The organism is Streptomyces sp. NPDC056503 (assembly GCF_042794995.1).
Classification (GTDB): domain Bacteria; phylum Actinomycetota; class Actinomycetes; order Streptomycetales; family Streptomycetaceae; genus Streptomyces.
Window position 1 is genome coordinate 26,248 of sequence record NZ_JBHTST010000030.1, and the last position, 13,587, is coordinate 39,834.

Annotated in this window: 9 protein-coding genes and 1 riboswitch; of the genes, 6 read left to right on the plus strand and 3 right to left on the minus strand. The window is 74.0% G+C overall.

Going from position 1 to position 13,587, the window contains the following annotated elements; genetic code table 11:
* Position 1 precedes the first annotated feature (1 nt).
* Positions 2–1,468, minus strand: a complete 1,467-nt coding sequence (locus ACFQ8C_RS12130) for an FAD-dependent monooxygenase (RefSeq protein WP_383455305.1) — start codon at positions 1,466–1,468, stop codon at positions 2–4.
* Between the two features lie 93 nt (positions 1,469–1,561).
* On the opposite strand from ACFQ8C_RS12130, the gene ACFQ8C_RS12135 reads away from it, so the two are divergent.
* The gene (locus tag ACFQ8C_RS12135) at positions 1,562–2,230 is read left to right on the plus strand and encodes a TetR/AcrR family transcriptional regulator C-terminal domain-containing protein (RefSeq protein WP_383455308.1); all 669 of its coding nucleotides are present in this window, start codon (positions 1,562–1,564) and stop codon (positions 2,228–2,230) included.
* Positions 2,231–2,548: 318 nt separating this feature from the next.
* Here the strand turns inward: ACFQ8C_RS12135 and ACFQ8C_RS12140 are convergent, their stop codons facing one another.
* Entirely contained in the window at positions 2,549–5,008 is a 2,460-nt protein-coding gene (locus ACFQ8C_RS12140) for a DNA topoisomerase (ATP-hydrolyzing) subunit A (RefSeq protein WP_383455311.1), read from the minus strand.
* 182 nt (positions 5,009–5,190) lie between these two features.
* On the opposite strand from ACFQ8C_RS12140, the gene ACFQ8C_RS12145 reads away from it, so the two are divergent.
* From ACFQ8C_RS12145 to ACFQ8C_RS12160, 4 genes are all read left to right on the plus strand, one after another.
* Positions 5,191–6,540 carry a M16 family metallopeptidase gene (locus ACFQ8C_RS12145; protein ID WP_383455314.1) on the plus strand — a complete coding sequence of 450 codons (1,350 nt, stop codon included), beginning with the start codon at positions 5,191–5,193 and terminating at the stop codon, positions 6,538–6,540.
* Between the two features lie 26 nt (positions 6,541–6,566).
* Positions 6,567–7,931 carry a M16 family metallopeptidase gene (locus ACFQ8C_RS12150; protein ID WP_383455383.1) on the plus strand — a complete coding sequence of 455 codons (1,365 nt, stop codon included), beginning with the start codon at positions 6,567–6,569 and terminating at the stop codon, positions 7,929–7,931.
* Positions 7,932–8,130: 199 nt separating this feature from the next.
* Positions 8,131–8,291: riboswitch (cyclic di-AMP (ydaO/yuaA leader) on the plus strand.
* Positions 8,292–8,299: 8 nt separating this feature from the next.
* Positions 8,300–9,070 carry a M23 family metallopeptidase gene (locus ACFQ8C_RS12155; protein ID WP_383455316.1) on the plus strand — a complete coding sequence of 257 codons (771 nt, stop codon included), beginning with the start codon at positions 8,300–8,302 and terminating at the stop codon, positions 9,068–9,070.
* A gap of 199 nt (positions 9,071–9,269) precedes the next feature.
* Positions 9,270–9,953, plus strand: a complete 684-nt coding sequence (locus ACFQ8C_RS12160; RefSeq protein WP_383455319.1) for a GntR family transcriptional regulator — start codon at positions 9,270–9,272, stop codon at positions 9,951–9,953.
* A gap of 164 nt (positions 9,954–10,117) precedes the next feature.
* Here ACFQ8C_RS12160 and ACFQ8C_RS12165 read toward each other — a convergent pair whose 3' ends face one another.
* On the minus strand, positions 10,118–10,399 hold the full coding sequence (locus tag ACFQ8C_RS12165; protein WP_043227291.1) for an HPr family phosphocarrier protein: 282 nt from the start codon (positions 10,397–10,399) through the stop codon (positions 10,118–10,120).
* A gap of 204 nt (positions 10,400–10,603) precedes the next feature.
* Between ACFQ8C_RS12165 and ACFQ8C_RS12170 the strand changes: the two genes are divergently transcribed.
* Complete coding sequence (locus tag ACFQ8C_RS12170) at positions 10,604–13,573, plus strand: GNAT family N-acetyltransferase (protein WP_383455323.1); 2,970 nt, start codon at positions 10,604–10,606, stop codon at positions 13,571–13,573.
* Positions 13,574–13,587 lie beyond the last annotated feature (14 nt).

The window sequence follows — 13,587 nt, forward strand, 5'->3', positions numbered from 1 at the left end:
CTCAGGGCCGTATGCCGACCGGCGCCAGGCCGACCGCCGTCAGATAGGCGTCGAGGCTCGCGTCGGCCCGCTCGCCGGCCCAGCCGACGTATCCGTCCGGGCGGATCAGGAGGACGCCGGTGCCGTACGGTTCGCGGGCCGCGAGCCGGGCCGGGCGGACCGTCTCCGGCAGGGCCGCGGGCGGCTCGGCGTCGCCGACCGTGAGCAGGGTGAAGTGCGGGCCCCGGAAGAGGTCGAAGAGGCGCTCCCCGCCGTAGGGGCCGTCCGGGGCGCGGTCGCCCGCGCGCAGGGCGTCCCCGGGAGCCTCCGGGCGGGTGTCCACCGCGAGTACCGAGTCCCGGTAGCCGAGGCCGAGCTGTTGGACCTCCTTGCCCCGCTGGGTGGCCTCGCCGTCGGCGGTCGCCTTGTGGAGGCGGGTGCTGAGCCCGAGGACGTCCGCCGCGACCGGGCGGCGCTCGGCCTCGTAACTGTCGAGGAGCGTGGCGGGGGCCCCGTGGAGCAGGACCTGGGCGAGCTTCCAGCCGAGGTTGTACGCGTCCTGGACCCCGGTGTTGAGGCCCTGGCCCCCGGCGGGGGAGTGGACGTGGGCCGCGTCGCCCGCGAGGAAGACCCGGCCCTCCCGGAACCGGTCCGCCAGCGCCGCCCGGGCCCGGTAGTCCGAGGCCCAGGGGACGTCCGTGATCTCCTCCGCCGCCAGCGGCGTCCGGGCGACGAGGAGCGCGCGGACGCCCTCCGGAGTGGTGTCCACCGCGGCGGCCGCGTCCTCGAAGGTGGCGGCGAGCTGGAACAGGTCGTCACCGCCCGGCAACGGGCAGAGCGCCACACCGCCGTCCGGGGCCCGCCAGACGTGCCAGTGGTCCCGGTCGGTCACCGCCCCCGGGGTGATCCGCACATCGGCGACGAGCATCGGGCGCGGGTCGACCGTCTCGCCCGTCATGCCGATGCCGAGGGCCCTGCGGACGGTGGAGCGGCCGCCGTCGGCGCCGACCAGATACGCGGCCCTGATCGTCTTCCCGCCGCTCAGCTCGACCTCCACCCCCTCGTCGTCCTGGCGGAACGCGGTGACCTCGGCCCCGAACCGGACGCCGCCGCCGAGCTCCGCCAGCCGGGCGTACAGCAGCTCCTGGGTGCGGGACTGCGGGATGAGCAGGGTGTTCGCGTACGGCACCTGCTCGGTGGGCTCGGAGCGCTCGATCATGTCCCACTCGCCGCGCCGCTCGGTCCCCTCCCAGGCGAGCATCCGGGGGTACGGGCCCCCCGCCGCCAGCACCCCGGGGAGAACGCCGAGGTCGTCCAGGACCTCCTGGCTGCGGGGCTGGAGCCCCTTGCCGCGCGAGCCGGGGAAGAGTCCGCCGGCCCGCTCCAGGAGGAGCGCCCGGACGCCCCGGCGGGCGAGGTCGAGGGCGAGCACGAGCCCCGTGGGGCCCGCTCCGGTGATGACGACGTCCGTGTCCCCGTCCGCTGCCATGGGTGACCGCCTCCATTCCTTAACGCTGTTAAATTCCACTGAGGACAGCATGGCCTTAACGTCGTTAAGGAGTCAAGGGGATACCGTGACGGGGTGGCGACCAAGAAGACGAGCAAGCTGGACCCCGGCCAGGTGGCGGAGACCGCCCTGCGGCTGCTGAACGAGCGCGGGCTGGAAGGGCTCACGCTCCGCGCGATCGCCCAGGAGCTGCACGTCCAGGCCCCGGCCCTGTACTGGCACTTCAAGAACAAGCAGGCGCTGCTCGACGAGATGGCGACCGTCATGTACCGGCGGATGGTCGCCGATCCGGCCGCCCGGCCGGCCGCCGGGCAGAGCTGGCAGGAGCTGATGCTCACCGCCAACCGGGGGCTGCGCGCCGGACTCCTGCGCTACCGCGACGGCGCCAAGGTCTACAGCGGTGCCCGGTTCACCGGCACCGACCACGCCCAGGACATGGAGCGCCAGCTCGGCGCCCTCGTCGACGCCGGGTTCTCGCTGCGCGAGGCGGTGCGGGCCAGCACCACGGCGTACATGTACACGCTCGGGTTCGTCACCGAGGAGCAGGGCACCGAGTCCCAGCCCGGGGAGCCCCGGGAGGGCTTCGACATCGAGGAGCGCGCCGGGCGTCTCGCCGCCTACCCCCTCGCGGCGGCGGCCGGAGCGGAGCTCTTCGCCGGCTACGACGAGCGCTTCGAGGAGGGCCTGCGGCTGATCCTCGCCGGGATCGAGACGGTGTACGTCCCCGGCACCGCCCGCGCCTGACGGAGCCCCGCGCCCCGGAGGAGCCCGCGCCCGGCGGCCTCCCGCGTCTCGCCGAGCCGCGCTCGACGGCCTCCAGAGCCTCGCCGAGCCGGGCCTGACGGAGCCCGCGCCCCGGCGCCGCCCGCGCCCGACGGACTCCCGCGCCCGATGCTCCCGCGCCTCGCCGAGCCGCGCCCGACGGCCTCCCGCGCCTCGTCGGCCCCGCGCCGACGGACGCCCGCGCCCGAGGCGCCCGGGTCCCGCGTCCGGCCCGGCACGGCGAAGCCCCCCGCTCCGGTCGGGAGCGGGGGGCTTCGCGTACGGATCGGGCGCGGTCGGCTAGCTCGCCGGGCCCGCCACCACGTCCACCGGCGCCGGCAGCGGGGTGCCCGAGCCGTCGCGGCGCGGGTCCGCCTCCGGCAGGTCGACCGGGGTGCCGTTCTTCTGCGCCGCGCGGGCCGGCAGGGCGCCCGCCCAGGCCAGGACCAGCGCGTCCTCGCCCTTCAGGAAGCGCTGGCAGCGCACACCGCCGGTCGCCCGGCCCTTGCGCGGGTACTGGTCGAAGGGGGTCAGCTTCGCCGAGGTCGCCGCGGAGCCGTCCAGGGTGCCGCTCGAACCCGCCACCGTGAAGACGGCCGCCTCCGCCGCCGGATCCACCGCGCCGAAGGACAGCACCTCGGCGCCGGCCGTCAGCTTGATGCCCGCCATGCCGCCGGCCGGGCGGCCCTGCGGCCGCACCTGGGAGGCCGGGTAGCGCAGCAGCTGCGCGTCCGAGGTGATGAAGACCAGGTCCTCCTCGCCCGTCCGCAGCTCGGTCGCCCCGACGATCCGGTCGCCGTCCTTGAGGGTGATGACCTCCAGCTCGTCCTTGTTCGCCGGATAGTCCGGCACGACCCGCTTGACCACGCCCTGGAGGGTGCCGATCGCCAGGCCGGGGGAGGCCTCGTCCAGGGTGGTCAGGCAGACCACCGTCTCGTCCGCCTCCAGGGAGAGGAACTCGGTCAGCGGCGCCCCGCCCGCCAGGTTCGGCGCCGCGACCGTGTCGGGCAGCTGCGGCAGGTCGATGACCGCGATCCGCAGCAGCCGGCCCGTCGAGGTCACCGCGCCCACGTCACCGCGCTGGGTGGCCGCCACCGACGAGACGATCGCGTCGTGCCTGGTCCGCTTGGCCTCCGGATCGGCCGGCGGCAGCTCCGCCGAGACCGTCCGGGCCAGCAGGCCGGTCGAGGAGAGCAGCACCCGGCACGGGTCGTCCGCGACCTCCAGCGGCACGGCCGCCACCGGGGCGCCCGCCGACTCCAGGAGGACCGTGCGCCGGTCGGTGGCGAACTTCTTCGCGACCGCGGCCAGCTCGGCCGAGACCAGCTTGCGCAGCTCGGAGTCGGACTCCAGGATCCCGGTCAGTTCGTCGATCTCGCCGGTCAGCCGGTCGCGCTCGGTCTCCAGCTCCAGGCGGTCGAACTTGGTGAGCCGGCGCAGCGGGGTGTCCAGGATGTACTGGGTCTGGACCTCGCTCAGCGAGAAGCGCTCCATCAGGCGCTCCTTGGCCTGCGCGGAGTTCTCGCTCTCCCGGATGAGGCGGATGACCTCGTCGATGTCGAGGAGGGCGACGAGCAGTCCCTCGACCAGGTGGAGCCGGTCGCGCTTCCTGCCGCGGCGGTACTCGGAGCGGCGGCGGACGACCTCGAAGCGGTGGTCGAGGTAGACCTCCAGCAGCTCCTTGAGGCCGAGGGTGAGCGGCTGGCCGTCGACCAGGGCCACGTTGTTGATGCCGAAGGACTCCTCCATCGGCGTCAGCTTGTAGAGCTGCTCCAGGACGGCCTCGGGCACGAAGCCGTTCTTGATCTCGATGACCAGGCGGAGCCCGTGGGCCCGGTCGGTCAGGTCCTTGACGTCGGCGATGCCCTGGAGCTTCTTCGAGCCGACCAGATCCTTGATCTTGGAGATGACCTTCTCGGGACCGACCGTGAAGGGCAGTTCGGTGACGACGATGCCCTTGCGGCGGGCCGTCACGGTCTCCACCGACGTGGTGGCGCGGATCTTGAAGGTGCCGCGGCCCGACTCGTACGCGTCCCGGATGCCGTTGAGGCCGACGATCCGGCCGCCGGTGGGCAGGTCGGGGCCGGGGACGAAGCGCATCAGCGCGTCCAGGTCCGCGTTCGGGTACCGGATCAGGTGGCGGGCGGCCGCGACGACCTCGCCGAGGTTGTGCGGGGGCATGTTGGTCGCCATGCCGACCGCGATGCCCGAGGCGCCGTTCACCAGCAGGTTCGGGTACGCGGCGGGGAGCGCGACCGGCTCCCGCTCCTGGCCGTCGTAGTTGGGCGCGAAGTCGACCGTGTCCTCGTCGATCGACTCGGTCATCAGCAGGGCGGCCGGGGCCATCCGCGACTCGGTGTACCGCATGGCGGCCGGCGGGTCGTCGTTGCCGAGCGAGCCGAAGTTGCCGTGGCCGTCGACCAGCGGCACACGCATGGAGAAGGGCTGCGCCATGCGCACCATGGCGTCGTAGATCGAGGCGTCGCCATGGGGGTGCAGCTTGCCCATGACCTCGCCGACCACGCGGGCGCACTTGACGAACCCCCGGTCGGGGCGCAGGCCCATCTCGTTCATCTGGTAGACGATGCGCCGCTGGACCGGCTTCATGCCGTCGCGGGCGTCGGGCAGAGCGCGCGAGTAGATGACCGAGTAGGCGTACTCGAGGAAGGAGCCCTGCATCTCGTCGACGACGTCGATGTCGAGGATCCTCTCCTCGTACGCGTCGTCCGGCGGCGGTGTCTTCGTGCTGCGGCGGGCCATCGCGGCTGCGGCTCCTTATCCGACAAGGCTTGATCTGACGCGGACCATTGTGGACTGTGCCACCGACAACGCGGACCGCGACCCGGACGAGGGACATCGGAGGACTCCGGGAACTTCGCCAGGTGGCGGCGCGCTTGCATACAGTGGCAGGACTTTTCCAGATCGCGATCGAAGGGACGTACATGCCCATGGGTCACACGGCCACGGCCGAGGCCGGCTCCGGCGGCCTGACAGCGACCGAGCACCGCCTGGCGAACGGTCTGCGGGTCGTCCTCTCCGAGGACCACCTGACCCCGGTCGCCGCGGTCTGCCTCTGGTACGACGTCGGCTCGCGCCACGAGGTCGAGGGCCGCACGGGCCTCGCCCACCTCTTCGAGCACCTCATGTTCCAGGGCTCCCAGCAGGTGCACGGCAACGGGCACTTCGAGCTGGTGCAGGGCGCCGGCGGCTCGCTCAACGGCACGACCAGCTTCGAGCGCACCAACTACTTCGAGACCATGCCCACCCACCAGCTGGAGCTCGCGCTCTGGCTGGAGGCCGACCGGATGGGCTCGCTGCTGGCCGCCCTCGACGACGAGTCGATGGAGAACCAGCGCGACGTCGTGAAGAACGAGCGCCGCCAGCGGTACGACAACGTGCCGTACGGCACCGCCTTCGAGAAGCTCACCGCGCTCGCGTACCCCGAGGGCCACCCGTACCACCACACCCCCATCGGCTCGATGGCGGACCTGGACGCGGCGACGCTCGAGGACGCGCGGGCCTTCTTCCGCACGTACTACGCGCCCAACAACGCGGTCCTGTCGGTCGTCGGCGACATCGACCCCGAGCAGACGCTCGCCTGGGTGGAGAAGTACTTCGGCTCCATCCCCGGCCACGACGGCAAGCCCGCCCCGCGCGACGGCGGCCTGCCGGACGTCATCGGCGAGCAGCTGCGCGAGGTCCTCGTCGAGGACGTCCCGGCCCGCGCCCTGATGGCCGCCTACCGGCTGCCGGAGGACGGCACGCGCGCGTGCGACGCCGCCGACCTCGCCCTCACCGTGCTCGGCGGCGGCGAGTCCTCCCGCCTGCACAACCGGCTGGTCCGCCGCGACCGCACCGCTGTCGCCGCCGGCTTCGGCCTGCTGCGGCTCGCCGGCGCCCCCTCGCTCGGCTGGCTGGACGTCAAGACGTCCGGCGGCGTCGAGGTCCCCGCCATCGAGTCGGCCGTCGACGAGGAGCTCGCCCGCTTCGCCGCCGAGGGCCCGACCGCCGAGGAGATGGAGCGCGCCCAGGCCCAGCTGGAGCGCGAATGGCTCGACCGGCTCGGCACGGTGGCCGGCCGCGCCGACGAACTGTGCCGCTTCGCTGTGCTGTTCGGCGACCCGCAGCTCGCCCTGACCGCGGTCGACCGCGTCCTCGCCATCACCGCCGACGAGGTGCGCGAGGTGGCCGCGGCCCGGCTGCGTCCCGACAACCGCGCGGTGCTGGTCTACGAGCCGGTGGCCACCGAAGACAGCGCCGACGGCGACGACGAGGAAGGAGCGGACCAGTGACCGACGCCGCCGTGTCCCTGACCAGCATGGAGTTCCACCCGCAGCCGCAGGCCGGGGCCGCCAGGCCGTGGGCCTTCCCGGCGCCCGAGCGCGGCGCGCTCGACAACGGCCTGACCGTGCTCCGCTGCCACCGTCCCGGCCAGCAGGTCGTCGCCGTCGAGATCTTCGTCGACGCGCCGCTGGACGCCGAGCCCGAGGGCCTCGACGGCGTCGCCACGATCATGGCGCGCGCCCTCTCCGAGGGGACCACCGAGCGCGGCGCCGAGGAGTTCGCGGCCGAGCTGGAGCGCTGCGGAGCCACCCTCGACGCGCACGCGGACCACCCCGGCGTCCGGGTCTCCCTCGAGGTCCCCGTCTCCCGGCTCCCCAAGGCGCTCGGGCTGGTCGCCGAGGCCCTGATCTCCCCGGCCTTCGACGCCGACGAGGTCAAGCGCCTGGTGGACAACCGGCTCGACGAGATCCCGCACGAGGCCGCCAACCCGAGCCGCCGCGCCGCCAAGCAGCTCTACAAGGAGCTGTTCCCGGCCGCCACCCGGATGTCCCGGCCCCGCCAGGGAACCAAGGAGACCGTCGAGGTCATCGACGCCGCCGCCGTCCGGGCCTTCTACGACGCGCACGTGCGGCCCGCCGCTGCCACCGCGGTCGTCGTGGGCGACCTCACCGGTGTGGACCTCGACAAGGTCCTCGCCGAGACCCTCGGCGGCTGGACCGGCAAGCCGGCCGCGCCGCGTCCGATGGCGCCGATCACCGCCGACGACACCGGGCGGGTCGTCATCGTCGACCGCCCCGGAGCGGTCCAGACCCAGCTGCTCATCGGCCGGATCGGCCCGGACCGCCACGACTCCGTGTGGGCCGCGCAGGTCCTCGGCGTCTACTGCCTCGGCGGCACCCTGACGTCCCGTCTGGACGCCGTCCTGCGCGAGGAGAAGGGGTACACGTACGGCGTGCGCGCCTTCGGGCAGGTGCTGCGGTCGGACGGCGAGGGGCACGGCGCCTCGATGCTCGCCATCAGCGGCTCGATCGACACCCCCAACACCGGTCCGGCCCTCGACGACCTGTGGAAGGTGCTCCGGACGCTGGCCGAGGGCGGTCTGACCGACGCCGAGCGGGACATCGCGGTGCAGAACCTGGTGGGCGTGGCCCCGCTCAAGTACGAGACGGCCGCGTCGGTCGCCGCGACCCTCTCCGACCAGGTCGAGCAGCACCTGCCGGACGACTACCAGGCGCGGCTGTACGCGCGGCTCGCCGAGACCGGCACGGTCGAGGCCACGGCGGCCGTCGTCAGCGCCTTCCCGGTGGACCGGCTCGTCACCGTCCTGGTGGGCGACGCCGCGCAGATCGAGGAGCCCGTGAGGGCCCTCGGCATCGGCGAGGTGACCGTGGTGAGCTGACCTCCCGTCGGCTCCGGCGGAGGTCTCCGATGCGCGGAAGCGCCGGAGACCTCCGCTTTGTCCGTTATGGAGTCAAGGATGATCGTATGCCCTGTGGCATGTCTTACAAATGGGCGTGTCTGTTTGGCGATTGACATCCGTCCGGCCTAGCGTCAGTCCGTCTGTCCGACCCGACGCACGCGCCGCACCCGCGGCAACCGGGCAGTCATCGCCGAGTCCCCGTCAGGCGCGAGCCTGGGGAGCCGGGGACCCACGCAGTCCCTGGGGTGAATCGGACGCCTTCGCCACGCGGAGGGGCCCGTAGGAGACCTTCCTGCTCCGAACCCGTCAGCTAACCCGGTAGGCGAGAAGGAAGGAAAGGAACCGTCTTGGCGTTCACCCGTGCCACCGGGAAGCATCGTGGTGCGAGCCGACTGGCTCGCCGCAGCGTCGGCATCGCCGGCGTGGCCGCACTCGCCACCACCGGCGTCGTCGGCACCCTGGCCTCCCCGGCGCTCGCCGCCGACACGGACAACCGTTCCTCCGAGGACACCGGCCTCACCCAGGTGATCGCCGACGAGTCCATCGCCGACCAGATCAACGCGCAGGCCGCCGCCCAGGAGCAGGAGGCCGCCGAGGCCGAGGCCCGGGCCAAGGTCCGCGCCGAGGCGAAGCGCAAGGCCGAGGCCCGCGCCCAGGAGATCCGCGAGGCCAAGGAGCGCGCGGCCCGCGAGGCCGAGCGCCGCCGGCTCGCCTCCTTCAACCTCCCGGTCGCCGGCTCGTACGTCTCCACCGGCTACAAGACCGGCGGCTCGCTCTGGTCCTCCGGCAGCCACTCCGGCGTCGACTTCCACGCCGCCTACGGCAGCTCGGTCGTCTCCGTCGGCTCCGGCACCGTCGTCGAGGCCGGCTGGGGCGGCGCCTACGGCAACAACATCGTGATCCGGATGAACGACGGCACGTACACCCAGTACGGCCACCTGTCGTCCATCGGCGTCTACGTCGGCCAGTCCGTCGAGCCCGGCCAGCAGATAGGCGTCTCCGGCTCGACCGGCAACTCCACCGGCCCGCACCTCCACTTCGAGGCCCGGGCCACCGCCGAGTACGGCTCCGACATCAACCCCGTCGCGTACCTCCGCGCCCGGGGCGTCAGCCTCTGACGCCTCGCGTCCCCGCTGTACCGAAAGGCCCCGGCTCCTGGTGAGCCGGGGCCTTTTCGTCGCACCCGGTACCGTACGGCCGCCTCCGCGAACCGGACGAATTCCGAGGGGGCATCGGAATTTCCGGCGCGCTGCAATAGAGTCGCGGAAACAGCGCTGCTCGAATTCGGTGCGCGCGGAGCGAAAGCGGAGGTCGGACATGCGGGTTCCCGCGCAATCGGTATGCACGGCGATCCGGGACGACATCGTCTCGGGGGTCTTCGAGCGCGGCAGCCGGCTGACCGAGGAACAGCTCGCCCGCCGCTACGGCGTCTCCCGCGTCCCGGTCCGCGAGGCGCTGCGCACCCTGGAGTCCGAGGGCTTCGTCGTCAGCCGCCGGCATGCGGGCGCCCATGTCGCCGAGCCGACCGACCAGGAGGCCGCCGACCTCCTCGACGTACGGGCGCTGCTGGAACCGCTCGGCGCCGCCCGGGCCGCCCAGCGGCGCACCGACGCCCACCTCAAGGTGCTGCGCGGCCTGGTCAGGCTGGGGCAGGAAAGGGCCCGCCGGGGGCAGGGCGAGGATCTGCGGGCGCTCGGCGGCTGGTTCCACGAGACGCTCGCGCAGGCCTCCGGGTCCCCGGCGCTCGCCGCGCTCCTCACCCAGCTGCGCCACAAGATCGCCTGGATGTACGTGGTGGACCAGCCGGACCGGCCCGTCGAGGCCTGGGCCGAGCACGGGGCGATCGTCGACGCCATCGCCCGCGGGGACGCCGAGCGGGCCCGCGCGCTCACGGCGCAGCACGCCGAGCACACGCTCCCGCTGCACCGGCTGAAAAGGCCGGATCGGGGCCGTGTGAGGGTTTCGCAACATGCCGTCAACACGGCGAGCGTCCGGAATTAACACGGACGCCGTATACAAAGAATAGCAATTCCAGGGCTTCTTTCGTGCTGCCCGAAAACTTCCTGAATAGGTAATTGCTGGGCTCTGGAAATGCCGGACGGCCGTGTCCGCCGGGAATTCCGGGGGCACGGCCGTCGGGGAGGGGTGTGGCTCGACCCGCCGGGTCAGACCGTCTCGGGGAGCTCGTCGAGACCCTCGGCGACGAGCTTGGCGAGGCGCTCCAGCGCGGCCTCGGCGCCCTCGGCGTCCGAGGCGAGCACGATCTCCTCGCCGCCCTGCGCGCCCAGACCGAGCACCGCGAGCATCGACGCGGCGTTGACCGGGTTGCCGTCGGCCTTCGCGATGGTCACCGGGACACCGGAGGCCGTGGCGGCACGGACGAAGATGGAGGCGGGGCGGGCGTGCAGGCCCTCGGCCCAGCCGACGTTGACGCGGCGCTCAGCCATGGTGTTGCCCTTCGGGTCTTCAGCGGTTGTCTAGACCAGTCTCTCACGGGTTGCGGCGTGCTCCTGTCGACATTCGTCCCGCATCCGTGCGACGTTCGGCCCTCTCACCTTGCACGGGGCGGGGAGGGCGCGCGAGCCGTGTACCGCCAGGGAGTGGGCGCGCGAGCCGTGCCGGTGTCGGACCCCGGCCGTAGGCTTTGCCCCATGCGCAGCGCGTCGGAGCAGACGGACGGACCGGGCGGGACCGGGGGCGGAGGAGCGGGCGGGGGAGCGGGCGACCACCCGGCCCCCGAGGAGCACGCCTACCCCGACCACTGGGAGGCCGACGTCGTGCTCCGCGACGGCGGCACCGCGCGCATCCGGCCCATCACCGCCGACGACGCCGACCGGCTCGTCAGCTTCTACGAGCAGGTCTCGGACGAGTCGAAGTACTACCGCTTCTTCGCCCCCTACCCCCGGCTCTCCGCCAAGGACGTCCACCGCTTCACCCACCACGACTTCGTCGACCGGGTCGGCCTCGCCGCCACCGTCGGCGGCGAGTTCATCGCCACCGTCCGCTACGACCGGATCGACGGCCGGGGCCTGCCCGCCTCGGCACCCGCCGACGAGGCCGAGGTCGCCTTCCTCGTCCAGGACGCCCACCAGGGCCGCGGCGTCGCCTCCGCCCTCCTCGAACACATCGCGGCCGTCGCCCGCGAGCGCGGCATCCGCCGCTTCGCCGCCGAGGTGCTGCCCGCCAACACCAAGATGATCAAGGTGTTCACGGACGCCGGCTACACCCAGAAGCGCAGCTTCGAGGACGGCTCCGTCCGCCTCCACCTCGACCTCGAACCGACCGACCGCTCCCTCGCCGTCCAGCGCGCCCGCGAACAGCGCGCCGAGGCCCACTCCGTCCAGCGGCTCCTCGCCCCCCGCTCGGTCGCCGTCGTCGGCGCCGGGCGCGCCCCCGGCGGAGTCGGCAGGACCGTGCTGCGGAACCTGCTCGGAGGCGGCTTCACCGGGCAGGTGTACGCGGTCAACCCCGCGCTCGGAGCGGAGGCGGAGCCCCTGCTCGACGGCGTGCCCGCCTTCCCCTCCGTCGCCGCCATCGGCGCCCCCGTCGACCTGGCGATCGTCGCGGTCCCCGCCGAGCGGGTCCCCGAGGCCGTCGCCGACTGCGGTGAGCACGGGGTGCGCGGCCTCGTCGTCCTCTCCGCCGGCTACGCCGAGAGCGGCGGCCCCGAGGGGCGCGAGCGGCAGCGCGCCCTGGTCCGCCAGGCCCGCTCGTACGGCATGCGGATCATCGGCCCCAACGCCTTCGGCATCATCGACACCGCCGACGACGTCCGGCTCAACGCCTCCCTCGCCCCCGAGATGCCCGCCGCCGGACGGATCGGCCTCTTCACCCAGTCCGGCGCCATCGGCGTCGCCCTCCTCGCCGGGCTGCACCGGCGCGGCGCCGGCCTCTCCTCCTTCATCTCCGCCGGCAACCGCGCCGACGTCTCCGGCAACGACGTGCTCCAGCACTGGTACGACGACCCGGCGACCGACGTCGTCCTCCTCTACCTGGAGTCCATCGGCAACCCGCGCAAGTTCACCCGGCTGGCCCGCCGCACCGCCGCCGTCAAGCCGGTCGTGGTCGTCAAGGGCGCCCGCCACAGCGGCAGCGCCCCGCCCGGGCACCGCGTCCCCGTCACCCGCATCCCGCACGCCACCGTCTCCGCGCTGCTGCGCCAGGCCGGCGTCATCCGCGTCGACACCGTCACCGAACTCGTCGACGCCGGGGTGCTGCTCGCCGAGCAGCCGCTCCCCGCCGGACCGCGCGTCGCGATCCTGGGCAACTCCGAGTCCCTCGGCCTCCTCGCGTACGACGCCTGCCTCACCGAGGGGCTGCGCCCGCAGCGACCCCTCGACCTGACGACCGCCGCCACGCCCGCCGACTTCCGGGACGCGCTCGCCGCCGCCCTCGCCGACGACTCCTGCGACGCGGTCGTCGTCACCGCGATCCCCTGGGTCGGCATCGAGGGCACCACCGAAGTGCTGGCCGCCTCCCTCCGCGAGGCCGTCGCCGGCGGCGGCGCCGCGGGCGCCGCCAAGCCGGTCGTCGTCGTGCACGTCGAGATGGGCGGCCTCGCCGAGGCCCTGTCCGCCGCCACCAGCACCCGCCCCGCCCCCGCCCGCCCCCGCCGCCCGGCCGCCGCCGCGCCGGCCCCCGCCCCCGTGCCCGCACCGACGGAGCCACAGGGCGCGCAGGCCGCACGGGACCCGCAGGCCGCACGGGACGCACAGGAGACACCGGCCCCGGCCGCCCCCGCCCGGAACATCCCCGCCTACCCCGCCGCCGAGCGGGCCGTGCGGGCGCTCGCCGAGGCCGTGCGGTACGGGCAGTGGCGGCGCCAGGCCGCTGATCCGGGCCGCGTGCCGGAGTACGACTCCATCGACGAGGCCGGCGCCGCCGCGCTGATCGACCGGGTGCTCGGCGAGCGGGGCGCGGGACAGGAGTCCCGGGGAGTCACCCTCACCGCGGACGAGGCCGCCGAACTGCTCGGCCGGTACGGCATCACCCTCCGCCCCACCCTGCCCGCGCCCGGGCCCGACGAGGCCGTCGCGGCCGCCGCCCGGCTCGGCTACCCGGTGGCGCTCAAGACCACCGCCCCGCACCTGCGCCACCGCCCGGACCTCGGCGGCGTCCGGCTCGACCTGGCGAGCGAGGGGCAGCTGCGCACCGCCTACGCCGAGCTGACCGAGGCCCTCGGCAAGCCCGAGGAGCTCCAGCCGGTCGTCCAGGCGATGGCGCCCCGCGGCGTCGACACCGTGGTGCGCGCCGCGATCGACCCCGCGGCCGGCGCCGTGCTCTCCTTCGGGCTCGCCGGCGCCGCCTCCGAACTCCTCGGCGACACCGCCCACCGGCTGGTCCCGGCCACCGACCGGGACGCGGCCGAGCTGGTCCGCTCCATCCGCACCGCCCCGCTGCTCTTCGGGTGGCGCGGCTCCGCCCCGGTCGACACCCCCGCCCTGGAGGAGCTGCTGCTCAGGGTCTCCCGGCTGGTCGACGACCATCCGGAGATCGTCTCCGTCGCGCTCGAACCGGCCGTGGTCGCCCAGTCCGGCGTCTCCGTCCTCGGCGCCGTGGTCCGGCTGGCCCCACCGGCGCCCACCACCGACCTCGGCCCCCGCCGCCTGCCCAGCTACTGAAGGGTCGGAGGGTG

Coding starts and splice junctions, on each gene's coding strand:
- ACFQ8C_RS12130 (WP_383455305.1), bottom strand. CDS start 1,468: ATGGCAGCGGACGGGGACACGGACGTCGTCATCACCGGAGCGGGCCCC.
- ACFQ8C_RS12140 (WP_383455311.1), bottom strand. CDS start 5,008: ATGGCCCGCCGCAGCACGAAGACACCGCCGCCGGACGACGCGTACGAG.
- ACFQ8C_RS12145 (WP_383455314.1), top strand. CDS start 5,191: ATGCCCATGGGTCACACGGCCACGGCCGAGGCCGGCTCCGGCGGCCTG.
- ACFQ8C_RS12150 (WP_383455383.1), top strand. CDS start 6,567: ATGGAGTTCCACCCGCAGCCGCAGGCCGGGGCCGCCAGGCCGTGGGCC.
- ACFQ8C_RS12160 (WP_383455319.1), top strand. CDS start 9,270: ATGCGGGTTCCCGCGCAATCGGTATGCACGGCGATCCGGGACGACATC.
- ACFQ8C_RS12165 (WP_043227291.1), bottom strand. CDS start 10,399: ATGGCTGAGCGCCGCGTCAACGTCGGCTGGGCCGAGGGCCTGCACGCC.
- ACFQ8C_RS12170 (WP_383455323.1), top strand. CDS start 10,604: ATGCGCAGCGCGTCGGAGCAGACGGACGGACCGGGCGGGACCGGGGGC.